Below are 26,948 nucleotides of genomic sequence, written 5' to 3' on the forward strand. Positions count from 1 at the left end.
AGAACCTGAAACTCAGAGAAAACTCGTTAAAAATCTGAAAAAACTGAGTTCCGAGATGAGCAGAATGGTGATTTCCATCAGAGCAGTCAAAGCCGATGAACTGTTTAACCGTTTCAGGTTAACCGTTAGAAACTTTGCCCAAAAGCAGGGAAAAAGAGTACTTCTCCATGTGGAAAAAACAAATGTAGAAATAGACAGAGACATCGCAGACAACCTCGCTCCACTTCTCACACATCTTTTGCGAAACGCAATAGACCATGGGATAAAAACTCCGCAGGAAAGGAAAAAACGCGGAAAACCAGAAGAAGGTCACATCTTCCTTAGAGCAGAGTATAGAGGCGGTTTCATCTTTATCGACGTTGAGGATGATGGTGAGGGCATTTCCGTCGAAACGGTGAAAGAAAAGCTCGTTGAAAAAAAGCTTGTAGCGCCTGAAAATCTAAAGAAATTTTCAACACAGGAAATTCTAAATTACCTATTTCTGCCCGGATTTAGTACAGCAGATAGAATTTCCGAGATTTCTGGCAGAGGGGTAGGGCTTGATGCCGTTAAAAGGGGTGTTGAGGATATGGGTGGTCGAGTACTGCTCAACAGCAAAAGCGGCGAAGGAACCACCATCACCCTGGCAATTCCGCTAACACTCTCATTAGTGAACTGTATTCTTTTTGAAGTGTCAAATCAAAAATACGCCATAAAATCCGATGAGATTTTAAGGACGCTGAGCTTTGCTCCATCTGAATTAGTGGATTATGGGGATTATTCGTTATTGAAACTTGGAGATAAAAGTATCCCTTCAATCTACCTTTCAGAGCTGTTTGGAACAGGGAAAGATGATTCAGTTCGGAAATCTGAAAGGAACTCTTTTTGGGCTTTTGTGATTTCCGATAGAAATGGCGATGAAATGGCACTGATTATCGATGAGATTATCTCGGAAGGAGAGTTCCTCATAAAACACTTACCCGGATTGTTGAAAGGGCTTTTCAGTGGAGCCATTTCTCTTGGTAGAAACGGGCTCGCTTTATTTATTGATTTGAATACCCTGATAAATATGCTTTAATGTACCTGCTGAAAATGCCGAGGGGGCGTTGTTGATGAGAAACAAAGTTCTTGTAGTTGATGACAGCAGCATGTGGAGAAATACTTTAAAAGTTGCACTGGAAAAGGCAGGATTTACAGTAAGAACAGCCGTTGATGGTATTGATGCTTTGAATAAGTTCTTTCGTTTTTTGCCTGATGTGCTTGTCGTGGACTATTTGATGCCAAGAATGAATGCCATACAGCTTACGCAACTTATCAGGAGCTATTCGAGTTTTAAAGATGTGGGAATTCTCATACTCACAGGCACCTCAGAATTTGTCAATCAATTCTGGGCAAAAAAAAGTGGGGCCAACTTCTTTATGAAGAAAGATGAGGATTTTAATAAGCTTACGGAAAATATCATAGTGTTTGCAGAGAACGAGTTGTTTCACGGCGGCTGGCACAGGGACATATACAAAATACATAAAGAACCCTTTGGCGAACTTTCCGACGTGCTGGAAGAGAAGTTAAAAATAGAAACAACAAATAGAGAAATCCTGTCATTGCTTAAAAGCCTCGAGGACGAGGATAGGGTTGTTAGTCAAATGAGCGCCTTAATTCGAGAATTTGTGAATTTCAACGTGATTTTGTGGTTGTTCATTTCTCCCGTTGCGGGAAGGATATACAGCTTTCCCAAAATAGGGAATTCATCCAATGAGCTGAAGAAATTATTAATGGGCAAATTGTTAAACCCGTTGACGCCATCAAAATGGCACTTTAAAGGAATATCATCGAAATCGAAAGTTGTTGAATTCAAAAATATTTTCACTTTTCCACTGAAAACAGATGGCATAGAAAATGGAATAGTCCTAATAGAGGGTGTTGAAAGCAAGGATTCTTTAGAAAATTTTATAGATTACACACTGGAGAGCATGAGCCTTCTGACTTATACAATGAATAACTTCTGGGAGCAAAGAGCCGCTTCGGAAACCGATTTCCTCACATCTTTGCCCAACAGGCGTGCGGGCATCATGAAGATAAAGGAAATGCTCTCATTGTATGAAAGAACTGGAATACCTTTTGCCGTAGGCATACTTGATATTGATGATTTCAAATTGGTAAATGATTCCTATGGACATAACGTAGGAGATGACGTTCTCAGAGAATTTGGAAGGATCATATGGAATGATATCAGAGAAACCGACCTTGCCTGTCGATATGGCGGTGAAGAGTTTTTATTGGTCTTTCCAGGGACAGTGATTGAAGAAGCATTGGAAATTGTTGAACGTTTGAAAAGGAGTTTTTCAAATGTGGACTGGAAAAATCTTCTTGGGCAGAACTTGCAGGTAACTTTTAGCGCGGGTCTTGCAACCGTGAGGAATGGCATGGGCTTATACGATATCATTGAGAAAGCGGATAAAGCTCTTTATAAGGCAAAATCTTCTGGAAAGAACTGCATAAAAACTGAGGAGTAACTGGGGGTGAAAACATGGCAGAAAAAAAGAAGCTGGAAACTCCAAAATCTTATACTGCTGGCAACAAAACTGCTTCAAGTCACATGAAATCGGGAATCGAAAAGAAGGCGAAGGAACATGCTAAAGCCCGCAGTGAGGCAAAACGGCTTGCTGCTTCAGAACGCGTTTCCTCGGCAGCTGAAGAACTACTCTCCAGCGTCCAAGAGATCAGCTCGGCTAGCGAGGAACTCAACAGGTCGATGATGCAAATAGCGGCAGGGGCAGAGCAGTCCTCATCGGCTGCGGAAGAAACAAGAGTTGCGATAGGTCAGATAAACAAAAATATCAAAAGCATTCTCGACATGATCGACGATATCTTCGAAAGCTCAAAACTGAGTCAGGTTAGAGTGAATGCGATGATTGAAAGTGTCAGCGCAGTAATTTCCTCTCTGTCTGAGGTTTCCAAGAGAAATGAGGCCTCTGCAAGAACTATTGACAGATTGAAAGAAAAAAGCGACAGTGTTAAAGAAATCGTTTCCGCTGTGGCGGAGATAGCTGATCAGGTTGGGCTTTTGTCTTTGAATGCGGCTATCGAGGCCGCCCGGGCTGGAGAGCACGGGACAGGATTTGGAGCCATTGCGGAAGAAATACGAAAATTTGCAGAAATGTCTGAGGCAACTGCTGTGGAAGTTTCAAAAAAGGCTGACGAAATCCAGAAAGCTATCGACGAAGTCGTTAAGAACATAGAATCAATCGTTTCCGACACTCTCAAAGATGTGGAAAACAGCACGGAAATCACGGCTCAGTTTGGTGAAATTATCGGCAAATACAACACGCTTGTAGAACATCTTAAATCTTCTGTCCAGTCCATCAACCGATTGAGCGAAATATCCAGTGGGTTCCTTGCAGGTGCTCAAAGGATAGCAGCTGCATCCGAAGAACTAAGCGCTGCTTCCGAAGAATCTTCAAAATCCATAAATGAACAGGTAAAGGCTCTTTCTGAAATTACCTTAGCTGCCCAGGAGCTTGTGGACCTCTCTATGGATTTAAGAGGGGCAGTTGATCCACAAAGGGCCTCCGAAATTCTTGCTGCTGCTGCTGAAGAACTTTCCGCAAACATAGACGAGGCATCAGCAAGCTCTGAACAAATCAGCACTGCACTCAAGCAACTCAGTTACTCCAGTTCTGAACTTTCCCATCAAATGGAAAGCATGGGAAGCATGGGTAAGGAAGCGCTAGAATTGCTAACGGAGCTTGACAAAACAATCACAGATGATGTGAGTATGATGAAGGCTCTTTTGGAAATTGTTTTATCAAACCGTGAGAGAGTAGAAGCCCTCATAGGTAGGGTAAACCTGTCTGTAAAGGCTTTCAATAGCATAGCTGATAACTTGATTGAACTGTCAAATACTACCCGTGATATCAACAGGAACGTAGGAAGAATAGACAAGATATCCATCCAGACGAGCATGCTCGCTGTCACCGGATTCGTTGAAGCAGCAAGGATCGGAAAGCCTGGCGAAGGCTTTTTGGTTGTTTCCTCTGATATAAGAGAACTCGCAGATGAAACCGCCCGAAATGGCGAAGAGATCGAATCAGCGATTTATGCAATTCAGAGAGAAGTGGATCAAGCGTACTTTGAGGTAACTGATAACAGCCGTATTGTCATGGCAGAAGCACTCAAATCGGAAAAACTTATCCAATCGCTGAATGAAGTTGAAACTATTACCGTTAGTTTATCGGAAAAACTCGGGAAAATAGGTTCCATGGCAACCGAAATAGCAGGTGCTATGGGTCAAGTGCAAAAATCTGTAGAACAGGTTAACAGCTCGATACTGGAAAGTTCATCTGCCATTGAGGAAACAGCTAAAGCTGCTGAAGAGCAAGCACAAGGCATGGAAGAACTGACGAAATCCATTGAAGAGATTGCAGCCGTTTCTGATGAACTTCGTTCCAGATGGTAGCTCGGGGTGATATTATGACCGAAAAGATGTTTCTCTTCTCCCTGGGAGAAAGCCTTTTTGCCCTTGAACTAAAAAGGGTGGAGGAAGTTATAAGAGTGCCTGAACTTTTTAAAGTGCCTCTCACGCCGGAGTACATCGCAGGTGTGACCAGTTTCAGGGGAAATTTCATACCCGTTATCGACCTCCATCAGAAATTGTTTGGGAAGGTCTCTGCTATTACGCCGGGGATGCTTGTTGTTTGCAATTATGGTGAATATATAGGCTTTCTTGTAACAGAACGAAAGGGAATAGAAACTTTAAAGAAAGAACATTTGAAGGAATCCTCAGAAGAGTTCATCGAGGGGATCTATCTTGAAGGTGATAGAGAAGTAAGGTTACTCAATGCAGAGAACTTGGTAAAAGTTAAAAGGGTTGAAGAAACAAGTCGTCTCAGATCCACTGCTTCGAAGAAAACCCCAGTATCATCTACGGTAAAACAGCAAGAGAAGGGTTATCTTGTTTTCAAGATTGCCGGGAAAGAGTATGCCTTTCCACTCGATGCGATAGCTGAAGTAACAAGGGCTTCGGAGGTTAGAGAAGTCCCCAACCCCCCTCCTGGTGTTTTGGGAATTATTAACTGGAGGCAACTAGTCATTCCTGTGGTAGATACCAGCAAAGCTCTTAGCATGGAGCAGCGAAGCATAAAAAGAATGCTGATTGTCCAGCACAAAGGGCAGAAAGTCGCTTTTCAGGTAGAGGATGTTGCCGGAATAATGAAGATCCCAAAGGAAAGCATACAGCCGGCACCGGCGTATATTCGCCGCAAAAATCACACCGAAGTTTCCGGAACCTACAGTTCTGAAGGTACGCTGATTTTGATACTTACACCTGAAGCCTTGCTGAATAAAGAAATAACGGAATTTGCCGGAGATAAGAAGAAAGTGGGTGAAGCCGCAATGAAAAGCCCAGCTGGTGTGATAGAAGAAAAATATCTATTTTTCAATGTTGGCGAATGGATTTTTGGGTTGAATGTGAAACACATATTAGAGCTAAAAAACAAAGAAGATATCACGAAAATCCCTCGCTCACCTGGTTTTTTAGCTGGCATTGTGGAAAAGCGTGGAAACATAATACCCATTATAGATACCAACAAACTATTTTCCCTTGGCCTAAATGAAGAATTAAAAAAGCTTGTAATACTCGAATACGAGAAAAACAAGACGCTTGGGTTACTAGCTGATAAGCTTTTGGGAATATATTCGTTGTCAAAAGAGGAAATCATGCCCCTTTCAGCGAGCTTTGAAGAAGCCGAGGTTGCCCGTTTCATAGAAGCCACAACGAAAATTGAAAACAAAGCAGCATTTCTTCTCAAACCAGAAAAACTTTTGAGAGCTGATGAAGCAAGAAAAGTAAACTCACGGATCAAGAAGTACAAAAAGGAGAAAAACACCTATGGAAAAAATCAGAGTTCTGGTAGTTGACGATTCGCCACTTACCCGCCGGCTTTTGAAAACGCTGCTTGAGTCAGATCCTAATATAGAAGTGGCAGGATTTGCCAGGGATGGTTTTGAAGCCGTTAAGACGGCGAAAGCTTTGCATCCCGACGTGATTACTTTGGATGTGATCATGCCTGAAAAAAACGGATTAGAAGCTCTTAAGGAAATTGTGGATGAAGCAATAGCCCCAGTGATCATGGTTTCAGTTGTAACTCAGGAAAATTCACAAGAAGCGCTGGAAGCGCTGGAAATCGGTGCTTTTGACTATGTTCCCAAACCAGATAGCAATACTATTACCACACTCATGAACATAAGAACCCCGCTCATATCAAAGGTAAAATCAGCTGCGCAATATTCAAAAAGCACAGCCCTTTTGAGACTTCTGAAAACCGAATCACCAAAAAGGAAAATAAAAGCAAAACCCGCTTTGGGCAGTGAAGTATTACCAACAGAGTTTTATGCTATTGCCATAGGCATTTCAACAGGAGGACCAAAAAACATTTATGACGTATTGCCCCAGTTGCCTGCAGACTTAAATGCTGCCGTGTTTCTCGTGCAGCATATGCCCCCTTCTTTCACGCAAAGTTACGCTGAAAGGCTCAACAAATACTGCCAGCTCAGAGTCGTAGAAGCACAAGAGAACTTACCAATAAAGCCCGGAACGGTGTATGTTGGTAAAGGTGGCTATCATTTGAAACTGAGAAAATTGAATGATTCCCAATACGCCATTCACCTTTCAAAAGTACCGAAGCATACATTCATGCCTTCGGTCGATATAATGATGGATGCGGTTCTTGAAATCTTTGGAAATAAAACCATCGGAGTTCTCATGACAGGCATGGGAGACGATGGAGCAAGGGCTATGGTGCGCATCAATAAAACAGGTGGCTACACGATAGCAGAATCCAAAGAAACCGCTGTAGTCTTTGGAATGCCACAAGAAGCGATTAAGCTTGGAGGCGCAAGAACTGTTTTGCCTTCTCACAAAATCGCCGAAGAGATTGTTAAAAAAGTTGGTCAAATTCCTTAGAAATAATCCTTTTCTTCCAACGCACCAATTACCAGCTTGCCTTTTTCTATTGCTTTGAGGCAGGCATCAACAACCTGCGGATCATAAAGCTTACCTCTGTTTTTTTTAAGTTCGTCGAGTGCTACTTCAAGTCCGAGGGCAGGCCGGTAGGGCCTATGATTAGTTATGGCATCCAGCACGTCTGCTACAGCCAATATACGTGCTTCAAGCAAGATTTCATCTCCTTTCAACCCATACGGATATCCAGAGCCATCAAGCCGTTCGTGATGTTGCCTGATGATTTCGGCTAATTTCATGGGGAAAGGAATGTCTTTGAGTATTTGGTAGCCAGTTTCAGCATGCATTTTTACAAGTTCCATTTCGAAATGATTCAGTTTTGTAGGTTTGGAGAGTATTTCAGAAGGGACAGAAACCTTCCCAACATCGTGTAGAAGCGCTGCTATATAAAGCCATTTGAGTCTATCATGTGAAAATCCCAACTGCTTTGCGATTTCCACTGATATCACAGCTACATGCTGTTGATGTGCTGCCGTGTAACTATCCCGGCTTTCTGTTATCTTGCTTATTGTTCTCACTGTTCCCATTAAAGTCTTCTCAAGACGTTCATAGCTTTCCTTGAGTTCTTTTCTCGATTGCATTCTTTCAGTTATATCGTTCATGGTTACAAGCCAACCATGGAAATTCTTGCCTTTAACCTGAGAATAATTAATAGATACGGGTATCTTCCCTTTGGCGATAAGATAACATTCTGCGGGTACTTTTCCAGAAAAAAATTCTATTTCTTCTCCCTCAAAGCTCTCAAAGGTCAGAACTTTTCTGGCGTTATTTCCTATGAGTTCTGAGCTTTTCCTTGAAAGGAGTTTTTCCGCCTCAGGGTTTACCAGGATTATATTTTCTGCATCGTCCAGAACAACAACGGCTTCTTTCATGCTCCTGAGAACAGTCGATAGAAATTCTTCGTTTGCATGAAGTTCTTTTTGAGCTTTTGAAAGCCTGAGGGCGGCAAGAATGTTTATTCTAAGAAATTTTTCTTCAAAGGGTTTAGAGACGTATCCAAAGGAAGCATCTATGGATTTTTCCATCAAGGAATCTATTAGTTCGATCGGGATTAACAATACTGAAGGAATATTATATTTATCCTTCAACCAGGCTTCAAGTTTGAAAAACTCTTTTTCTTCCTTCCCTTGAATGTCAATTACCGCGAGATCGGGGGCATATTGTTCAATCTTCTCCATGACTTCACTGGTTTTTGACAATGTGAAAGTTTCTGGGCAACCCCAACTTTCGAAAAGCCTTTTGAGATACACTCCAAAGATCCTGTTTCGGCTCACTATGAGAATAGTAGAATTTTCCATGTCATTCGCCTCTTTTCAAGTGTGATTGTTTCAAATCCATAGTCAGGGCAAAACGAGAAACTTTGCAATGCCATCGATCATACCATGGTCAATGCGTTAAAAGCCTTGCCACCAGCAGGATCAAACCCAAAAGCAATAAAATAGGCAAAAATACAATGGCAATACCAACTATCACGAAAATGACGATGACCACAACGCCAAGCCCGGTAGCGACTGCCACAAGAGCCGGGAAATGCCTGATAGCTAGATAGAGGAGGAAAAGAGCCCCTATAATTGCAAGAAAACCCGTCATATATGCCACATCCTTTCAGCCATTAAAGTCTTTTCTGAAAAATATCTCACCTATACCCCCGTCATTCAAGGCAGAGATAATGCCACACTCGTAAAACCCGGAGCTTCTATGCCAATGCTGAGGAGCTGATTCATCAGCTTGCGAGGAACTGAGAAGAAAAGAATGTCCCTTCAGCTTAAGGTAGTCTTCCAAAAAATGGAGTATTTCCTTGCCACAGCCTTGCCCTCTGTATTCACGAAGCACGTATATCAGGCCTATAAAAGGAACTTTATGCCATAGATATTCGAGCCTTAGATAACCCACAGGCTGATTGTCCTTTGTTGCTATTATCAACTCGTTTTTTCTTAGCTTTTCTTTTAATAATGCCTCCGGAAGTTCGGCATCAACATCAGAGCAAAAGGCACGATCGGCTTCTGTGGCAAACTTGATTTTGAAATCACTCATGTCATTGGCTCCTCACGTCTTTTACAAAGGCATTGTAAGGACTGCAGGGTATTGTCCCATTTTCACCGCTGAGCTTCACGAAATATTCCGGGCTTATGAGCATCTTTTCAAAGGTGATGCCCGGGAGTAGTTTCACATAGTCCATTATATAACTGTTTTTAACAACTGTACCTTCCGAAATTACGGCATTTGCACCGATTAATGCCGGGCCGATAATTTCAGCATTTTTCTCCACCACAGCAGCTGGTCCAATCCACACAGGGGGAACGAGTTTTGCTTCAGGACTGATTCTGGTACCAGCGCCAATCCACAGTTTTTCTGAAAGCCTTTTCCCATGAATTTCAAATCCGGTTATTTCTTCCTTGAGAGCCATCTCAAGAATTTTCAAATAATCAGAATTTCTGCCTATGTCAAGCCATTGAAAATCCATATTAAACGCATAAAGTGGAGCACCTGCTTCCACGAGCGCCGGGAAAAGCTGGCTCCCTATATCGTAAAATGTATCGGTAGGCACATATTTGAGGATATCCGGTTCAAATATGTATATGCCCGTGTTTGCAACCCTGGATAACGCTTCATGGGGAGAAGGCTTTTCCTGAAAACTCTTGACTCGTCCCTCGATATCCGTTACAACAATGCCATAATTTGACACCATTTCTGCGGGAACCTCTTTGGTGATTATTGTGGCAATTGCATTGTGTGAACGGTGGAAATTAAGAGCCTTTGTTATATCAAGATCCACGATAGCATCGCCGCAGAGCACAATGAAAGTTTCATCGAAAAACCCGTATTTTTGTTGTATACGTTTCATACCCCCAGCGGAGCCTAAGGGTTCTGTTATGAGATTGCCTGAGGCATCGTAATGTCCCTCAAAGGAATAGCCAATATGAATCCCGTATCTATATCCATCACCAAGAAATTCTTGAATTTTCCAGCCGAGGTGAGATATGTTGAGCATCACTTCCTTGATGCCATGCTTTACCAGCAGTTCGATCAGAAACTCCACGACGGGTTTGTCGATTATCGGTATCATGGGTTTGGGAATATGGTTGGTGAGAGGCTTAACCCTTGTTCCCTTACCTGCCGCAAGAATCATCGCTTTCAAAACGATCCCCCCTGAAAACAACGTATTAATATTATATCAGCTAAAAAGGTGCATAACGAGACCAGAGAGCAATGGGACAGAAACGTTATCATCGATGTGCAAGGGCAACAGCTCGACGATTGTGGCAACAACACCTCCTGCGAGTGATAACCAAAAGGGAACTATGGCATATAGGAAAAGAACATATGAAATTACGAAGGTGGCTGTAAAGAATGCCAAGCTACCTTCAGGGCTTTTGTTAAAGATTTTCTTTCTACCGAATAATTTACCGCCAATTTTTGCACTCATATCTCCGAAGATGGAAAAGCTCACAGCGGCAATGGCTATCTTTTGTTCAAAAAACAAAAAGGCTATGAAAACTCCGAGCAAGAATCCGGTTATGCTTGAGACCCTTTCTTTTTCAGAAAGTTTATACATCTGAGGGAAAATCCTGTTCAGAACCTGCTGCACCTTATGAAAGAGAAGCCTTGAAACATCGAGAAAAGCGAAGAGAGCGAGAATTACACCTATCAGTAATATGAGCTTTTCAACCGGCATGAAGAAACTGAGCGCCGGGAAAGAAAATGCAAAAGGCCTTATGAGCACTCTCCACAACCTGAAATCTTCGTTTTCAAGCCTTAAAAGGTTGTACTTTTTGATGTTTAGGGTACTGATAACAAAGATGTACGTATTGCAGGTTAATATAAAGAAAGATTCAGCTTCCGAAAAAAAGCGAAAGAGTATGATGAAACTGAATGCTGGTATTATCACAATCGCAAGCATGTTTTCTTCTCTGGCTATCAAGATTGCAGAAAGGATCAGTACAAGTAGAAAACCCAGGTCAGCGAGTAACAACCGCGGTTCGTAAAAGGGGGCAAGCCTGAAGAGATAATAGAGCAGCAAACCAGTTGTTGTGGCCGCACCACGCCCCCCGCGAAAATGGAGATAAAAGGGGAAAACATGTCCGAGTATTGCAGCGAAACCACTGGCAAAAGCTATCGTCTCGGGTAATCCAAGGATGTTCCTGGCAAATAGCAGGGCAACAATGCCTTTGAGAATATCAACCATTGCCGTTAATGTTCCGGGTATCACACCAACTTCTCTCAACACATTTGTGGTGCCAGCGTGTCCGGAGCCCCTTTCCCGGATATCTTGACCGGTTACAATGAGCGTCAAAAAATAAGCTGGCAGAATGCTGCCTGTAAGATAACCAAAAAGGATACCCAGAAAACTCGTGATTAACATTTTTTCAACCCCCGATAGTATAATACCAGAGGGTGAGATCTAATGGAAAAGAATGAAAAGAAAACAGTGTCGAAACTCGCTTTGGCCCGTCAATTTGAGATACTTGCCAGGCTTCTTGAGATCATAAGGGAAAATCCTTTTAAAATAAGGGCGTATCGCTTCGCGGCGCGCATAATAAGAAACTTCCCCGAGGATGAACTCAACGAATTAGATATCAAAAAACTGTCAGAGCTAAAGGGAATAGGTACTGCTGTGGTCAGCAAATCCTTGGAGTTCCTTGAACAAGGAAAAATTTCGAAACTTGAGGAAGTGAAATCCCTCTTCCCAAATTCCATTCTAAAACTGTCCATAGAAACCGAGCTCCCTTCAAAGATAATCTCCGTGTTATGGAAAGATTATGGTATTATCAAGCCCGAAAGCATTGTAGAATTCCTCGAAAAGCACAAAGATGCGTTTAAAATACCGGAATCGGAAAAAAGGAAGATAAAAGAACTGCTCATTTGAAGAGTTTTTCCAGCAATTTGAAAAGCCAGTAAATACCTGTTATTGCACCACTTATAAGCAAAGAAGTAGTTAAGGGGAACCAGAATTCGAAGCCATCCTTGGAGATTTTTATGTCACCCGGTAATTTGCCCAGTTGTAAACCGAGTTTCCTGAATGCGAATGAGATAATGGAAACAAAAATCAACAACAATCCGATCTTTAGAAGTATACGTTCCAGAGAAGCCATTTACAGATCCCCTTTCTTCAAGACAAAGACACTAAAGCAATAACTGAACTCCGTGCCTTTAAATTGTTGCATTATCGAGTCTATGACTTCATATGGAAACTCAAGAAGCAGGGCTTTTTTGATCTCTTCCCTGTTCTTTCCCCGCCAGACTGTTTTCACAAGTTCATGCTCAAAACTGTGTTCTGCAAAAAAATTCTCGACAGCTTTTTGTACATTATCCAGACTTCTTCCATATGCGATTCTCAAAAATTCGGCGAAAGTTCCTTCAGAGTAGTTGTTTTGAATGTTAAAAAAATAACCGCCAGGCTTTAATATTCTTTTCACTTCTTCAATGCCTTCCTCGCAGCTTTCTGTGTATTTCATAGAAGGGCCAAAAAAATAGGCAAGCCTTGCATGCACGACATCCGCGATATGATCCCTGAGGGGGATATTCTCAGCAAATCCCTTTATAACGCTCAGGTTTGACTTGAAATTCCTGTACTGGCGTTCATAGAGCTGTTTCAGCATACCTGAAAGGGGTTCAATTGCGTAAACGGCTTTGCAGCTATCAGCGAACCTGTGAGCGTGAAATCCCGAACCTGCTCCTATATCCACCAGGACTTTTCCTTTCAAAGAAATGAATTGCTCCATTAATCTTTCAACTTTTCGATCAGGGTCTATCATGGAGTTTTGCAGCTCATACAATTCAGGATTTTGCGCCCCAGGGTAAAAATATAGATTAGGCATATTCCCCTCCGAAAGCTTTACAGTTCAACCATTACTTTTACAAGGTCATAATTTCTCGTTCCAAGCCCAAGGCTTTCCGCATATTCGAGCTGCTCTTTCCAGCTAACACCTGGATGTACCTCAAGAAAAGGGTCGTGCCCGTGGTTTTTTTCCAGTATCAAATCCATACAGGCTTGATCCAGAGCCACCGGGTCAGTGCTAGCGGCTATACCGATATCGGGTACTACGGGTGGCCTGTTCATTGACCAGCAGTCGCAATCAGGCGATACCTGGGTAATAAAAGAAATAAACAAAGCAGGTTTGTCCTTTAAAACGGCTTTAGCGTATTCTGCCATCTTCCTGCTGAGAATGTCGTTTGATTCGTCCCAGCGGGGTAACATCGCATCAAAATTGCACATGGCTATGCACTGGCCACATCCAATGCATTTATTGTAATTTATAACTGCGGTTTTATTCGCGATCTCAATGGCTTCAACCGGGCAATTTTTTGCGCAGAAGCCACAGCCTGTACAGTTTTCAGCTTTGACATATGGTTTTGATGTAGAATGTTGTTCGAGTTTCCCGGCACGGGATGCCGAGCCCATTCCCACATTCTTTATGGTACCGCCAAAGCCTGTTTGTTCGTGCCCTTTGAAATGTGTCATCACTACAATGGAGTCGGCCATAGCAATTGCAGATGCGATTTTAGCCCTCTTAACATAATTGCCGTTGACTTCAACTTCGACTTCATTACTTCCCCTGAGCCCATCAGCGATAATAATAGGGGCTCCCACAACTTCCGGGGTAAACCCGTTCAGTGTAGCTGTCCAAAGGTGGTCAATGGCATTCGAACGACTGCCGCGATAAAGGGTGTTGGCATCTGTAACAAAGGCTTTTGCACCGATAGAGTTGAGCTTCTCCACAACGGTTCTGACAAAATTAGGCCTGATAAAGGCCAAATTTCCATATTCACCGAAGTGAATTTTTATGGCAGTAAAATGCCCTTCTAAAACGGTATTTTGAATTCCGGCTCTATCAAGTAAAACCTCGAGCTTTTTCATGAGGTTGGTGCCGGGCTTTGTAGACAGGTCTGTGAAATACACATTCGCCATCAAGCTCTCCCCTTCCTGTTTTGCGGAATAATTATATCATTTTGAATCAGCATATTAGGCACCTCGAAAGCTTCTTGACTTAGTTTTTTTATTCTGCTATACTTGGTTATCCCGTAAGGGGTATAATAACCTGCGGAGCAGGAAGCAACAAGGAGGAAAAAACTGTGAAAGGTACTGTCAAATGGTTCAACAACAGCAAAGGCTATGGTTTCATCACCAAGGAAGAGGGCGGAGACGTTTTTGTCCACTACACTGCGATCAACGTTGATGGTTTCAAAACATTAAATGAGGGACAGCAGGTAGAATTTGAAATCGAAGATGGCCCTAAAGGCCCTCAGGCTGTAAACGTAACCCCAATTGAATAACACATAAATCGGCCTTTGAAAAAGCACCCGCTCAGCGGGTGCTTTTTATTTGAGTTCCTGGTTATTCATTTGCAGCTTCAAAAATCATGAAACTCTCAGGGGGAATGGAAAGCCCCTCCATTTCCAGAATCTCTCCAGTAAGAAGTTCTTTATGATTTCCGGTTATACCTGATAGCCTTTCTGCTTTATCGCCGGGATTGGCGATTATCACTAAAACATCATTACCCATTTCTCTTTTATAGACAAGCAATGAATTAGAAGTACTGATAACGCTATAATCACCTCTGCTCAGCGCAGGATGTTCTTTTCTCAGTGTGATAAGCTTTTTGTAGTAATTTAGAATGCTTTTGTTCCATAGTTCTTCCTTCCATGGCATAGGCCTTCTGTTGTCCGGGTCTTTGCCGCCTGTCATTCCCACTTCATCACCATAGTAGATTACAGGACTTCCAATGAAGGTCATTTGAAGTCCGACCGCTATTTTGAAGAGCTTTTCGTTGCTATAAACTGTTGTCAAAAATCTTTCTGTGTCGTGGCTGTCAAGCATGTTCCACAATGATGTCAAAACCTGTGGAGGATATCTTTTCAGGTAATAGTCAGTCATATTGACGAACTTTCTGGCTGAATGGCCTGCTCTGGCAACATATTCTATTACAGCATCCCTAAATTGGTAGTTCATGATGGAGTCAAAAAGATCGCCCTGGAGATATACTTTCGCATCCCCCCAGATTTCTCCGACGATTAGGGCGTTTTTGTTGAGCTCTTTTAACGTCGGCCTGAAATGCGATCGCCAGAATTCAGGCTTTATTTCCCCTGCAACATCAAGCCTCCAACCGGCTATTCCGGCGTTGTTGTATTTTTCAAGAATGGTGTTGATATATGCGATCACCTCAGGGTTAAGGACGTTCAGTTTGGGCATATCGCCGTAGCCTCCCCAGGCTATGTAGTTCATCGCATGCCCCTTGTATTTTCTGGGTTTGTTTCCCTTTACAAAGTACCAATCGAAATAAGCCGATTCCTTTCCCTTTTCTTTCACATCTTGAAAGGCCCAGAATTCATCTCCTGTATGATTGAATACTCCATCGAGGATCACTTTCTTCCCCATCGAATTGAGCTCAGATACGAGCTTTTTTAAAAGATTGTAATCGCCAAAGTTATCGTCAACTTTGAGATAGTCCGCTGTATCATACTTGTGACTTGAAGGGCTTTCAAAGATAGGGTTGAAATAAACCGCATCGATTCCAAGTCCCTCGAGATAGTCCAGATGATTCAGGACACCTTGAAGATCCCCGCCGAAAAAGCCATTTGAACCCAGATTAACATTTTTGGGGTCTGCATACCAGTTCTGGGAATCTTCAGGATCGTTTTCGGGGTCACCATTGGCGAACCTCTCTGGAAAAATCTGGTAATATAGTGCTCCCTTTGACCATTCAGGGGTATCAAAATAGTCCACAGGAAGATCTTCCTGAGATATGGAAAAGGAGGTAACGGTGCTATCGGAAAGACCGTTGGCATCAAAATAAAGTTTTTTATCACCTTTGGAAAATTCAAAGTAAAAATTCAGTTTTTCGATATCTTGAAGGTGTACCCTAAAATAATCATATCCATCGTAGTTTCTAAGGAGATTCATTTTTATCTTCTTCCCGTTAAATATGAGAAAAGTTGAATTAAAAAGCCTCTCCACTACCGGAAAAGTGATGAAAAACTCTCCTGGTTTTACGGGATTAAAGTAATCTCTATCCCATATTTTAAAACGAAAATCCCCTTCAGATATGCCAGAAAAATCGGTCGGGTTCTTCACTTCAATTATGTTCAGAATATCTGTGCCTTCGGATTGGTGATTTTTGAAAGGATCGGTTATTCTTTTACCGCTTTCTGTTGATAAATAATAGTGGTAAATCCCCGGTTTCAATTCGATTTCCGCATACCACCAGCTACCAGCAGCCTTTTCCATTTTTATGGGTTGCCAACCGTTGAAATCTCCAAAAATATATGGCTGTTCAGTAGAGCTGATGAAAAAATCTGTTGATAGCAGTATCCCGGAAAATATCACGAGAAGTAATAAAGTCAATACTGTTTTACTCATTTAAGCCCCTCCAGTTTTTGTTTTGATGCAAAGGCGTTGATCCACCATACACCTAAAAATATCATAACTGCTCCTATTATGCCCAGCGATGTGAGTCTCTCGTTTCGAAACACGAAACCAGCAAAAAGAGCTACGGCGGTGGAAACATATGGAAAAACCGATGCCCGGGTTGCAGGTATTTTGGATAGAGTGTAATTCAATAAAAAGAAGGTTACCGCTGAAGACAAGACACCAAGATATAACGCCGAAATCAATACTTCTTTGATAGCCAATCCTTGAAGGAAAAGAGAGACTTCCCCGTTTATTAAGGATCCTAAAAAAGCGATGGTTCCAAATCCTACAAAGCCAAAGAGCATCATGTGGTACGTAATATCCGCGGCTGTGTATTTTGTGGAGGCCTTTCTCGAAAGTATATTGTAAATAGCTGCGCTAAATGAACAGGCTACCAAGAATAGCACGCCAGCGAGATTTCTGGAAAAAGACAACCCTCTTGAAAGTGTTATTAAGAGCACTCCTGCCATAGAAAGAAACATGGAAAAAAGCTGTAAGGTGTTCAAAAATTCCTTCAAAAAGATTCTCGAGAGTATGAGCACAAAGACGGGAATCGTTGAAATTATGATACCAGCTTCCATGGAGGTCGTGAGGTTGATACCGGTAATTTCCAGGGAAAAGTATAAAAGAGGTTGAACGAACGCCAAAAATCCCAGATCTTTCAAGCTTTTTACCGATATTTTTGTTTTTAACAGTCCCACCGCTTTCAAGAAAGACAGAAAAGCGAATGCAAAGCTAAATCTGTAAGCCAGAAAATGAAACGGCGTTACAAAATCGATGGCCGTCTTTGTGAAAAGAAAGGAAAATCCGAAGATCATCGATGCGGATAATCCTGTGATATAAGGTAGTAGTTTTTTCATGCTTGCTTAAGACTTCTAATCCTTTTGAAAACAACCGGAATGAGAAAAAGCTGTATAGCGACACCTGGTAACCCTATAAGATAGGAAATCAAGAGTGCATAGAAAGTTCCCATATGAAAGCCAAGCATTGGAGCCACCACGATGATTTCAAGAACGTATATTAACCGGCCTGCAATCCAGGCCAGCAACATTGAAAGATATATGTTTTTGCCGCGCGCAGTCAGGAAACCTGTTATGAGCCCATAAGCGAACAACTCAAATGCCATGAATACAGCAATAGGAGGTTGAATAGGTGGTTTACCAACGATCAAAGCACTCAATAGTGGTGTCAGTAGCCCGGTTATACCCCCTACAAATGGACCGGAAATGGCTCCCGCGAGTATCACGACAAAGTGCAAAGGAAGCAAAACCTGTCCCACTTTTAGAGGGAATTGATGAAAAAAGAGAGAAACGATAAAACCCAAAGCAAGCCACATACCGAGTGCAGTGATTTTTCTGTTCATAAGATACCTCCTTGCTTTCGAGATGTTAGATTTACTTGCAATTAGGCTATACTATATATGGTGATAAAATGAGAAAAATAACGATTTTAGTCATATTGATATTTGTCGCTTTTCCTCTTTTCATGTTTGCCGCTTCGGCTAGAAGCGTTGTGTGGATGAAAAGCGAATCGGATCATTTTATATATTTATACCATACTGAGGTTGCGAGTGTTATGACCGAAGTGGTGGATATTTCCGAGGAGACATATAAAGAACTTTCAGAGTTTTACAATTACAAACCCGAGGAAAAGATAATACTAATTCTCAAAGGATATGAGGATTATTCAAACGGTTACGCTTTTTCATCCGGAAAGGTGGTAATAATAACCCTCGGGGATTTTTATCCATACAGAGTGGACGATTATTGGCTGAAAACAGTTATTTCACATGAGCTTGGTCATGTTTTTCAGCTAGGTATGGTTAACGATTTTCTTCGGGCTATAAGACCTTTCATTTCGCGTTACCTTACACCAAATGCTCTACAACCATTGTGGATGTCAGAAGGGTTTGCTCAGTTCAGCAGCGAGATAATGAAAGCGGATTCATATGATTATAGAAGATTACCCTATTTAGTCGATGGGCTTTCAAATGACCAGCTGTTTTCCGATGATGCTATTAACAACGGAAGATCTCCTATTGGATACGAAGCGGCTTATAACTACGGTTATGCTTTTATCGATTTTCTTGTTGGTTATTACGGGCAGGATAAGCTCGTAGAATTCCTTAAATATAAATCCGGAATTCGCGGGATTTTTGGAATAGATACTGCTTTCAGAGAAGTGTATGGTAAAACTTACGAGGAACTGAAAGCAGAATTCCTCCAAAAGATGGCCAATGAGTATTCGGGAACTTACAACAAGCTTCAGCCACTTGCTTTAACGACTGAAATGGAAGAAATCTTGAAGCTTTCCGTTGATAATGACAGACTCTTTTACACGACTTTGGACAGAAGAAGACACTTGTATCATTTATACTTTGAAAACACCCTGTTATATTCTTCCGCTTATCCCATTGTAGATTTTGACATAAATGGCAACAGCATTGGCCTTATCCTTCTGGAGCGTGATAATGAAGGAAGTCAAACTCGATTGTATATTTTTGACATTTCAAAAAAGAAGTTGAAAAGGACTTCATATGAACACATATTGAGAGTGCAGTTATTAAACGAAAACACAGCTATCGTTGTGGAAAACAAGTTCAATGTTCCGACTTTGGAGCTGCTTTTTATGGATAAAGGAAACTATGAAGTGCTTTTTGCTCCCCCAGATCAGCTTTTCAGTATTTCGCAAATCTCTTTATCCCCCGGGGCCCGCTTTCTTGCGATTCGCGCAAACGATAAAGGAAGCAAATACCTACTTTTCTATGATTTTTTGAAGCACTCTATGGTTTCATATCTCTCGACCGGTGATTTCAGCATAGGTAGTTGGGAAAATGGTTGTTTGTTGGTGGCTTCAGAAAGAGGAATGGGGAGCCAGCTCTTTTCAATTGATCCAGAAACGGGGCAACAATTCTTATTAGCGAGTTTCCCCAGAAGTGCTCTATGGCCTGTGGCCCACGAAGGGATTTTTCTTATCACCTCGCAGAAAGAGGGATTCAAGATTTTTGAAGCTTTGCCAGAACCGGAAAGAGAGCTGTCGTTCTTTGAAAGAAAAGCCATACGGAGAAAATCAAATGAGAAAGTTGTCGAAGGTGAATTTTATAAACCGCTGAAACACCTGAGATTTGAAACACTATTTCCATATTTTTTGGGGGCTGGCTTGTACTTTGAAGACTATCTCGCAACGACCAGTCTTTCAGTGGCGGCAGGGTACAATTCCATGAATAACTCCCCAAAAATTTCATTTCAGCTAAAATCAATGGAGTACTATCCCATGGATGTTGAATTCAAACTCCTTTTTACGGGAATACAACCTGATTTTCGCTGTGAACTCAAAACTCCTAATCTTTTTGATGGTCCTTTTTATTTAAAAGCAGGGATGTTTTTTTCTTTCATTCCAGGGCTCTTTGGTAGTTATATTGATCTCGGCTATGTTGATTCCACTGAGTTAATTGGCGGCAAAGGCATGTTCAAGAATTTTATAAAGATCAAAGATGTTCAATCTAGCGTTAATACAATGGAGCTTTCTGGTAGCATATCTGTTGAATGGGAGAATGAATCATTGCAACTTGCAATAGGCACAAAGGCAAGAGCTATACTTTTTGGAAACCCGGGAGCGATTGATTTCAACTTTGGTAGCCTCGTAAGTGAAGAAAAATTGGCTTTGGGAGCCAATTTTTGTGTTGAAGCTTTACTGGGGTCGAGAGATTTTGACTTGTTCAATCTGTTATACTTTTTTGAACAAGGTATCGGTGGAAAGCTCTCTTTTCTTTTCGATGCTAAGCCAATACAATTTTCTTTAACATTATACAAGTTTGAATCCCTTAACCTTTATGGAAGTTATCCAGTCAAGCTTAGCTTTGGTTTTAGTATAGAGAATTTGAAGTTGAAACCCTACTTCAATCTCAGTTTTTAAGTTTCTTTTCGAGCTCAACAACACCGCCTTCACCCTTGTCTATGAATTCACCAACATGTGTGTGTGTTCCATCAAATATTTCGAAGTTTATCTTCCGCTCAGAGGTCTTCAATTCCCCTGCCTCAGGATGAATACGGGCAAGAAGCTTATCGCCTGTTTTCCAGATTTCGACTCTCTTTCTTGAAAAGGCTTTATCAAGGTATTTCAAACTCACTCCATCGTCCTCGTAAATACAAATAGAAGCATTGCTGGTTACAAAACCAATTATTTTAAGCCCTTTCCAGATGGCTTTTTCCACGTATTGAGAGGGCTCTGTCATGGAAAGCAGAGAATTTTCAGCTACGAACAGCGGGAGGCTATCCAACGGGGCTTCTATATAATGGTAACCGGGTTCGTAAATTCTCCCATTGAAGAAATTCATCCATCTCATTCCAGGTAAATAAACAGTTCTCCCGGTCGCATTTGCCTTATAGATCGGTGCAACCAGAAGCGATGGGCCAAATAGATATTCATCATCGGCTTCGTAAGTCTTTTCATCCTCCGGCCATTTGTATAACAAAGGATTTACAATCATTTGGCCGGTGTCATGGGCTTCTTTAAGGGCACTGTAAATATACGGAAGCAAGGCATAACGCAGTTCTATGAACTTCTTTATTATTCTTTCGTATTTCTCACCAAAAGACCAGGGTTCCTGGTTTCTCGTGCCAATGGCTGAATGATTCCTGAAAAAAGGCTGGAAGACTCCAAATTGAGTCCAACGAACAAGCAACTCGCCATTACAATCACCCCCGAAACCGCCAACATCTGATCCTGTAAAATTGACACCGGTTATGGCAAGAGATTGGAGCATTTGGATTTCTTGATATAACTGCTCCCAGAGAGAAGCGTTATCCCCGGTCCAGAGAATCCCATATCTTTGAATGCCTGGGTAAGCAGAGCGGGTTAAAATCACGGGCCTTTCGGTTTTGTAGTGATTGATCAACCCTTCATAAGTAGCTCTGGTCATGTTAAAGCCGTAAATGTTATGAATCTGTCGATTGCTGATTACGTTTCCATGGTCGTCCTTATGGAAAAACTTTTTCCCATGGTCTCTGTATCGTTTTTCGTAAGGAATTTGATTGATGGTAAAATCCGCTAGCATACCCAGATCGGGTGAGAGATTTTTAACAGTGGTTTTTATCTCTTCTATCAATTCGGGTGTAAAAAATATGGAAGGCTCGTTCATATCATTCCATATTCCAGCAACCCCAATTGCCTTGAATTCGGAGACTTTATCGCCCCACCATTTTCTCACCCGTGCGTTGTAAAAATCAGGGAAGTGAGATTTGCCAGGCCAAACATAAGCCTCAAACGGAGTACCCGCAGAATTCGTACAAAAATACCCGGCTTCTTTTGCTTCTTCGTATAATTCGTATCCTTCTTCGACTTTAACACCAGGATCCACTATTGTAATGACTTTGAACCCCATATCGCGGAGCTTTGACAAAAGGGCTTTTGGATCCGGGAATTTCTTTTTATCCCATGTAAAGACCTTGAAGTTTTCCATGTAGTCTATATCAAGGTATATAACGTCACAGGGGATAGATCTGTTTCTGAATTCACGGGAAATGGAAAGCACAGTCTTCTCATCTGGATAAGACCATCTAGATTGTTGGTAACCAAGCATCCAAATTGGTAAGAGTATCGGTTTGCCAGTCAGTTCGACAAAATTTGCGGTGATCCCATCAGGAGTATCTCCCTGGAGATACAACTTGAAAGCCTGGCCCGCTACATCGATAATGATTTTGTTTTCTTCTTCATGGCATATGTCCATCTTGCTGTACCCTGGATAATCGACAAAAAAACCCAATGCTTTTTTGGGTGAAAGAACCATAAACATCGGGAAAGAGGAATACAGTTTTGTCTTTGTCGATGCGTGCTCTGGTTCATCTGTGTTGTAAAATTCATAGGTTCGGCCTCTCTTGTTCAAAGGGCCTACTTCCTCACCCAGGCCAAAAACACCATCTCCATCTTCTATCTCGATAATGAGTCTTATCCCCTTTGAGGTTTCCATTATTTTCAGCTCTGCCCACTTTTCTTTCTGGCAACTGATTGTAAAAATCTTTTCATCTCTTTCTATTCTCGAATTGTGAAAATAGAAAGAGCTCAGTCTGTCCACGACAGCGATTGGTTTGGCAATTACCGCACCACTTTCGTAAGCAGTATCCTCTGGTGAAGACTTTATCTCAATTTCGAGTATTCTTCCGGGAAATTTTTTGAATTTGTAATTCATCAACATCACCTTTTATTCGGGGTTATATCGATTTTAACATAGGGCGCTATCTTTTCCCTTTTTGAAATAGAAGAGTGTAATGTTAGACTAATTACAGAAGGGAGGGATTTCTTTGTCAATAAAAGAGATAATCGAAAATATAAAAGGACGGCTTGAAGGAAATTCCTTTGGCGATTTCAGTGGGAATTTTCAAATTATCGTGAATACCACCGATTATCCCGTTTACATTTCTATTATTGTTTCTGAAGGCAAACTCGAGTTAATACAGCAGAAAATAGACGATGCCGACTGCACTATTGAAACCGATGAAAATACTTTGAGTTCCTTACTCGAAGGGAAAAAGAAGCCAACAACTGCTTTTATGATGGGAGATTTAAAAATTTCAGGCAACTTAGACCTCGCTTTGAAATTTGGAAGAATTCTCGAATAAATACAAAAATTCGTCGGAGGGATGAAAATGAGAGAGGAACTCTACAAATGGAAGTATCAAAAACTTGCTGAGGTTGTACTTGAAAACTTCGCCAAGCACGGTATAAATGGGCGTTATGTTGAAACCAAAAATGACGTTGTTCCTCTGTTGAAAGAGCTCCTGCCAGCTGGATCTTCTGTAGCGGTGGGTGGTTCGCTTACTCTCACCGAAACGGGTGTTTTAGATTTTTTGAGGAGAAGCGATTATCATTTCCTCGACAGGTATGCGGCTAAAAACGCCGAGGAGCGAAAAAAGATACTGCACGAGGCTTTCAACGCTGATTACTTTTTGTGTAGCGCTAACGCCATCACAGTTCGTGGCGAAATAGTCCAGATGGATGGGCACGGAACCCGGGTGGCGCCTATGATTTATGGCCCGGAAAGAGTGATTATAGTGGCTGGTATCAATAAAATCGTTCCGGACCTGGAAGCTGCAAGGGAGAGAATCAAATACATTTCTCCCATGAATGCCAAAAGGCTAAACTATCACACTCCCTGCACTACAACTGGCATATGTATGGATTGCAGGTCTAATCAGAGAATTTGTGAAACATATGTTGTAATAAGTGATAGCAGTGCTCACAGAGAAAGATATTTGGTGATACTGGTGGGGGAAGATCTTGGACTCTAATAGTTTTCTTCTGGAGGGGTTGGAATGAGAACATACCATCTGCTCATTTCTGGGATGGTCCAGGGGGTTGGCTTTAGGTATTTCACATACAAAAGGGCGAAGAAATTAGGCATCACGGGTTATGTGAGAAATACCACCGATGGAAAAGTGGAAATATATGCTTCAGGCCCAGAAGATACTCTGGAAAGTTTCATTGCAATAGTGTCAAGAGGGCCAGTGTATGCAGATGTTAGAGCTGTTGATAAAGAAGAACTTCCCTACATGCCTTTTAATAAGTTTGAAATAAGACCTTGAGGGGGAAACTGAAGTGAAGAGATTTATAGTTATTCTGTTTATAATTATAGCGGTTTTGGGCATTGCCAAAAATCAGATTCCACTGCCTGTTTTCTCAACGCCGGTTTTTGACCAGAAAAACGGGATTATAGAGGTCTTTTACAAAAAGCTGGATAGTTCGAAAATCTCTATAACTGTCGTTTTCAAAGATGAAGACCACCCTTGTTTTCTTGTAGATATATTATACGATGTGTACAGATATTTCAAATACGGGCGCGTAGCGGATATAGAGACTTTTAACCTGTATTTGGATTCCAGTGGCCACATCAAAACTGTTGAATTCCCCGGGGTTTTCTCGGCAAGCCACAAATTCAAGGACACAAAGGATTTACATGGCTCAGCACAATTTGCGGCAAATAAACTGAGTTTTATCGACGAAAGACCGGTTATCTATGTAAACACCTGGAATCACATGTTCGGAATAGAGCCTTCCTTTGATAAGACTGAAGAAAAGTTGCTCTTCGACTATCCAGTAGCTCAAGGCAGCAGATTGGACGCTGAGAGAAAATATTCGTGGCTATATTAGTTAATCCAGAACATACCATTCTCTCAAGAACTTCTTGACAAACTCAAGTGTGAATTGATAGCGCTCTTTTGCCATTTTCCTTGCAAATTCTGTCCAAAAGCTCTCTGGAGTGATCTTTAAGACCTTTTCAAAGAAATGATTTATATAGGTTAGAGAAAGTCCATCATATTTTTTCTTGGGTTTTATTTCTGGTGAAAAGAGTGACCGCTTGATTCCGTTGTGGTTAAAAACGCGAGCGATAGCAATCGCACCTAAAGTATCAAGCCTATCGGCATCTTGCAGAATTTTCCCTTCTGCGAACTTGGGTACTTTGTAGTTCGAATATCTGTGACAGAGTATACTGTTATGCTTAATGGTTTCTCTCGAAAAGCCTCTCTTAGAAAGAAGAGCTCGTGCAAAATTTGCACCCGAAAGAGCATGGTCAATTCCCAGTGTCTCTTCTTCATGACGCTTTGATATCTTGACATTTCAGATTTGACAATTTCATAAATCTCGGCTGTTTCCGGGAAACTTCTATTGCCCTCTCAATATAGCTCTTGCAACCCATCTACTCCCCTCCTACTTCATAGCATACTATCTTTACTTTTCGCTTTGTGAATAGCAAAGAAAAATAACTGGTGTAAAATATGTTATGAAAAAGGAGGGAATGAACTTGAATATCCTATTGACAAATGACGATGGTATTATGGCCCCCGGAATTAACATCCTTGCAGAGGAATTGTCCAAAGAACATGAAGTATTAGTAGTTGCTCCGGATGTTGAAAGAAGTGCCACCGGTCATGCCATAACCATAAGAACTCCGCTCTGGGCTAAGGAAGTTAGAGTGGGTAACAAAGAAATAGGCTATGCAATAAACGGCACACCGGCGGATTGTGTTAAACTTGGATTGCTTGCTATTTCAAATATCGATATTGATTTTGTGATCAGTGGCATAAACCGCGGGCCGAATCTCGGAACGGATATTCTCTATTCGGGAACAGTGTCGGGTGCTCTTGAAGGGGCTATAATGGAAAAGCCATCCATGGCTATATCCTCAGCCGATTGGAATGATCCTAAATATGAAACAGCAGCGCTTTTCGTGGTTGAATTCCTGAGGAAGTTTGACATTAAAAATATGCCCGCATTTACGGCTTTAAATGTGAACGTGCCTTCATTAGCACTCGAAGATATAAAAGGCTGGAAGATCACGAGACAGAGTCGAAGAAGATTCAGAGATTATTTTGAAAAACGCAAAGATCCCTACGGTAATAATTACTATTGGATGTTTGGCGAAGTCATAGAAGATGATCCCGGAGAGGATTCAGATTATGCAGCTGTGAGAGCTGGGTATATATCCATAACACCCATATATGCTTTTATGACGAATTTCGATTTCATGAAAAAGTTGAAAATAGATCTTGGAGGATGATGATATGCAGGTAATTTACATAGGTAACCCCATATTGAGAGAAATCTCCAAACCTGTTGAAAGCTTTGATTCAGAGCTGAGACGTTTTGTCGAAGAGCTCACAAGAACCATGTACGAAGACGACGGTGTAGGACTTGCTGCGCCTCAGGTTGCTGTTTCAAAAAGGCTTTTCGTTTTTGATGACGGTTCGGGGCCAAGGGTAATAATCAACCCGGAAATACTCGAAAAAGGAACCGAAAAAGTCAGCATAGAAGAAGGATGTTTAAGTATTCCGGGCATATATGCTAATGTAATCAGACCTTCCTGGGTGAAAATGCGCTTTCAAGATATAAAAGGAGAGACACATGAAGAGCTCTTTGAAGGCTACGCAGGAAGAATAGTGCAGCACGAATACGACCATCTGGATGGAATTCTTTTTATCGACTATCTCTCACCAGCAAAAAAAGCTCTATTGAGACCGAAACTTAACAGCATCATAAAGGGGAAAGTAGCCAAATGAAGGTTGTATTCATGGGTACTCCGGAATTTGCCGCAGAGCATTTGAAAGTTCTGCTAAAAGGGCCATGGGATGTCGTTGGTGTTTTTTCTCAACCAGATAAAGCAAAGGGGAGAGGAAGAAAACTTTCTCCAACCCCGGTGAAGCTCGTTGCTTACGATAATAAGATCCCTGTATTTCAACCAAAGAGTGTGAATAAGGGTGAAGGATTTGAAATTCTCAACTCTCTTTCTCCCGATGTAATAATTACTGTTGCCTATGGAAAACTGCTAAAGAAAAGCGTTATTGAACTGCCTCCTTTAGGTTGCTACAACGTTCATGCCTCGCTTTTGCCAAAGTACAGAGGAGCTGCCCCCATCCAAAGAGCCCTTGAAGCTGGAGAACTGAAAACCGGAATAACCATTTTCAAGATAGATGAAGGAATGGATAGCGGTCCGATAGCAATGGCAAAGGAGATTGAAATCCTTCCTGAAGATAATTTCGGTACACTGAA

At 41.6% G+C, this 26,948-nt stretch carries 26 protein-coding genes and 1 pseudogene; 15 read left to right on the forward strand and 12 right to left on the reverse strand.

Translation table 11 applies throughout. The annotated features are described in order from the left end of the window. From AC3LHT_RS00065 to AC3LHT_RS00085, 5 genes are all read left to right on the forward strand, one after another. Positions 1 to 1,057 (forward strand): chemotaxis protein CheA (locus AC3LHT_RS00065; protein ID WP_488661609.1); only part of this gene is annotated, 1,057 nt, incomplete at its 5' end. Positions 1,058 to 1,091: 34 nt separating this feature from the next. Beyond that, complete coding sequence (locus AC3LHT_RS00070; RefSeq protein ID WP_488661610.1) at positions 1,092 to 2,492, forward strand: GGDEF domain-containing response regulator; 1,401 nt, start codon at positions 1,092 to 1,094, stop codon at positions 2,490 to 2,492. A gap of 14 nt (positions 2,493 to 2,506) precedes the next feature. Continuing rightward, the gene (locus AC3LHT_RS00075) at positions 2,507 to 4,435 is read left to right on the forward strand and encodes a methyl-accepting chemotaxis protein (protein ID WP_290646895.1); all 1,929 of its coding nucleotides are present in this window, start codon (positions 2,507 to 2,509) and stop codon (positions 4,433 to 4,435) included. Positions 4,436 to 4,449: 14 nt separating this feature from the next. Then, the gene (locus AC3LHT_RS00080) at positions 4,450 to 5,895 is read left to right on the forward strand and encodes a chemotaxis protein CheW (RefSeq protein ID WP_488661611.1); all 1,446 of its coding nucleotides are present in this window, start codon (positions 4,450 to 4,452) and stop codon (positions 5,893 to 5,895) included. Beyond that, positions 5,867 to 6,940, forward strand: coding sequence for a protein-glutamate methylesterase/protein-glutamine glutaminase (locus tag AC3LHT_RS00085; RefSeq protein ID WP_488661612.1), 1,074 nt, complete (start codon positions 5,867 to 5,869; stop codon positions 6,938 to 6,940). The genes AC3LHT_RS00080 and AC3LHT_RS00085 overlap by 29 nt, the downstream gene beginning before the upstream one ends. Here AC3LHT_RS00085 and AC3LHT_RS00090 read toward each other — a convergent pair. The 5 genes from AC3LHT_RS00090 to AC3LHT_RS00110 form a co-directional block, all read right to left on the reverse strand. Further along, positions 6,937 to 8,295 (reverse strand): HD domain-containing phosphohydrolase, encoded by a 1,359-nt coding sequence (locus AC3LHT_RS00090; protein WP_290646898.1) that lies wholly within the window; start codon positions 8,293 to 8,295, stop codon positions 6,937 to 6,939. The two genes, AC3LHT_RS00085 and AC3LHT_RS00090, sit on opposite strands and share 4 nt — an antisense overlap. Positions 8,296 to 8,383: 88 nt before the next feature. Further along, positions 8,384 to 8,587 (reverse strand): hypothetical protein, encoded by a 204-nt coding sequence (locus AC3LHT_RS00095; RefSeq protein WP_290646899.1) that lies wholly within the window; start codon positions 8,585 to 8,587, stop codon positions 8,384 to 8,386. A gap of 15 nt (positions 8,588 to 8,602) precedes the next feature. Next, positions 8,603 to 9,031, reverse strand: a complete 429-nt coding sequence (locus AC3LHT_RS00100; RefSeq protein WP_290646900.1) for a GNAT family N-acetyltransferase — start codon at positions 9,029 to 9,031, stop codon at positions 8,603 to 8,605. Position 9,032: 1 nt separating this feature from the next. Beyond that, positions 9,033 to 10,127, reverse strand: coding sequence for a nucleotidyltransferase family protein (locus AC3LHT_RS00105; protein ID WP_488661631.1), 1,095 nt, complete (start codon positions 10,125 to 10,127; stop codon positions 9,033 to 9,035). Between the two features lie 45 nt (positions 10,128 to 10,172). Beyond that, positions 10,173 to 11,360 carry a glycerol-3-phosphate acyltransferase gene (locus AC3LHT_RS00110; RefSeq protein WP_488661613.1) on the reverse strand — a complete coding sequence of 396 codons (1,188 nt, stop codon included), beginning with the start codon at positions 11,358 to 11,360 and terminating at the stop codon, positions 10,173 to 10,175. 42 nt (positions 11,361 to 11,402) lie between these two features. Here AC3LHT_RS00110 and AC3LHT_RS00115 point away from each other — a divergent pair, with 42 nt between their 5' ends. After that, positions 11,403 to 11,864, forward strand: a complete 462-nt coding sequence (locus AC3LHT_RS00115) for a DNA polymerase IV (family X)-like protein (protein WP_488661614.1) — start codon at positions 11,403 to 11,405, stop codon at positions 11,862 to 11,864. Here the strand turns inward: AC3LHT_RS00115 and AC3LHT_RS00120 are convergent. Genes AC3LHT_RS00120 through AC3LHT_RS00130 form a run of 3 tightly spaced genes read right to left on the reverse strand, consistent with a single transcriptional unit; the run spans position 11,857 to position 13,907 of the window. Beyond that, a complete protein-coding gene (locus tag AC3LHT_RS00120; protein ID WP_290646903.1) occupies positions 11,857 to 12,090 on the reverse strand; it encodes a DUF2905 domain-containing protein in 234 nt (77 codons plus the stop codon). The genes AC3LHT_RS00115 and AC3LHT_RS00120 overlap by 8 nt on opposite strands. Next, positions 12,091 to 12,816: a class I SAM-dependent methyltransferase gene (locus AC3LHT_RS00125; RefSeq protein WP_290666962.1), complete on the reverse strand. Its 726-nt coding sequence runs from the start codon at positions 12,814 to 12,816 to the stop codon at positions 12,091 to 12,093. A 17-nt stretch (positions 12,817 to 12,833) separates the two neighbouring features. Beyond that, positions 12,834 to 13,907 carry a DUF362 domain-containing protein gene (locus AC3LHT_RS00130; RefSeq protein WP_488661615.1) on the reverse strand — a complete coding sequence of 358 codons (1,074 nt, stop codon included), beginning with the start codon at positions 13,905 to 13,907 and terminating at the stop codon, positions 12,834 to 12,836. A gap of 164 nt (positions 13,908 to 14,071) precedes the next feature. Between AC3LHT_RS00130 and AC3LHT_RS00135 the strand changes: the two genes are divergently transcribed. After that, positions 14,072 to 14,272: a cold-shock protein gene (locus tag AC3LHT_RS00135; RefSeq protein ID WP_068346760.1), complete on the forward strand. Its 201-nt coding sequence runs from the start codon at positions 14,072 to 14,074 to the stop codon at positions 14,270 to 14,272. Positions 14,273 to 14,333: 61 nt separating this feature from the next. Here the strand turns inward: AC3LHT_RS00135 and AC3LHT_RS00140 are convergent, their stop codons facing one another. From AC3LHT_RS00140 to AC3LHT_RS00150, 3 genes are read right to left on the reverse strand one after another with little or no spacing between them, the layout of a single operon-like run. Beyond that, a complete protein-coding gene (locus tag AC3LHT_RS00140) occupies positions 14,334 to 16,355 on the reverse strand; it encodes an alpha-amylase family glycosyl hydrolase (protein ID WP_488661616.1) in 2,022 nt (673 codons plus the stop codon). Further along, positions 16,352 to 17,266: a DMT family transporter gene (locus tag AC3LHT_RS00145; RefSeq protein ID WP_488661617.1), complete on the reverse strand. Its 915-nt coding sequence runs from the start codon at positions 17,264 to 17,266 to the stop codon at positions 16,352 to 16,354. The genes AC3LHT_RS00140 and AC3LHT_RS00145 overlap by 4 nt, the downstream gene beginning before the upstream one ends. Next, positions 17,263 to 17,769, reverse strand: a complete 507-nt coding sequence (locus AC3LHT_RS00150) for an ECF transporter S component (RefSeq protein WP_290646908.1) — start codon at positions 17,767 to 17,769, stop codon at positions 17,263 to 17,265. Before AC3LHT_RS00150 ends, AC3LHT_RS00145 begins: the two co-directional genes overlap by 4 nt. A 68-nt stretch (positions 17,770 to 17,837) precedes the next feature. Here AC3LHT_RS00150 and AC3LHT_RS00155 point away from each other — a divergent pair, with 68 nt between their 5' ends. Beyond that, positions 17,838 to 20,321 carry a gluzincin family metallopeptidase gene (locus AC3LHT_RS00155; protein WP_488661618.1) on the forward strand — a complete coding sequence of 828 codons (2,484 nt, stop codon included), beginning with the start codon at positions 17,838 to 17,840 and terminating at the stop codon, positions 20,319 to 20,321. On the opposite strand, the gene AC3LHT_RS00160 is transcribed toward AC3LHT_RS00155, so the two are convergent. After that, on the reverse strand, positions 20,311 to 22,593 hold the full coding sequence (locus tag AC3LHT_RS00160; RefSeq protein WP_488661619.1) for a glycoside hydrolase family 31 protein: 2,283 nt from the start codon (positions 22,591 to 22,593) through the stop codon (positions 20,311 to 20,313). The genes AC3LHT_RS00155 and AC3LHT_RS00160 overlap by 11 nt on opposite strands. Before the next feature lie 112 nt (positions 22,594 to 22,705). Between AC3LHT_RS00160 and AC3LHT_RS00165 the strand changes: the two genes are divergently transcribed. From AC3LHT_RS00165 to AC3LHT_RS00195, 7 genes and pseudogenes are all read left to right on the forward strand, one after another. After that, on the forward strand, positions 22,706 to 23,023 hold the full coding sequence (locus AC3LHT_RS00165) for an SCP2 sterol-binding domain-containing protein (RefSeq protein WP_290646911.1): 318 nt from the start codon (positions 22,706 to 22,708) through the stop codon (positions 23,021 to 23,023). 27 nt (positions 23,024 to 23,050) lie between these two features. Continuing rightward, entirely contained in the window at positions 23,051 to 23,692 is a 642-nt protein-coding gene (locus tag AC3LHT_RS00170; protein WP_488661620.1) for a lactate utilization protein, read from the forward strand. A 24-nt stretch (positions 23,693 to 23,716) separates the two neighbouring features. Beyond that, positions 23,717 to 23,986, forward strand: coding sequence for an acylphosphatase (locus AC3LHT_RS00175; RefSeq protein ID WP_488661621.1), 270 nt, complete (start codon positions 23,717 to 23,719; stop codon positions 23,984 to 23,986). A 13-nt stretch (positions 23,987 to 23,999) separates the two neighbouring features. Next, the gene (locus AC3LHT_RS00180; protein WP_488661622.1) at positions 24,000 to 24,551 is read left to right on the forward strand and encodes a hypothetical protein; all 552 of its coding nucleotides are present in this window, start codon (positions 24,000 to 24,002) and stop codon (positions 24,549 to 24,551) included. Positions 24,552 to 25,203: 652 nt separating this feature from the next. Continuing rightward, positions 25,204 to 25,959 carry a 5'/3'-nucleotidase SurE gene (gene surE / locus AC3LHT_RS00185; protein WP_366011440.1) on the forward strand — a complete coding sequence of 252 codons (756 nt, stop codon included), beginning with the start codon at positions 25,204 to 25,206 and terminating at the stop codon, positions 25,957 to 25,959. A 4-nt stretch (positions 25,960 to 25,963) separates the two neighbouring features. Beyond that, entirely contained in the window at positions 25,964 to 26,458 is a 495-nt protein-coding gene (gene def / locus AC3LHT_RS00190; RefSeq protein ID WP_290646624.1) for a peptide deformylase, read from the forward strand. Next, positions 26,455 to 26,948: pseudogene (locus AC3LHT_RS00195) on the forward strand (methionyl-tRNA formyltransferase); the annotation flags it as partial. The gene def and the pseudogene AC3LHT_RS00195, both read left to right, overlap by 4 nt.

The sequence above is a fragment of the Kosmotoga sp. genome (assembly GCF_982836095.1).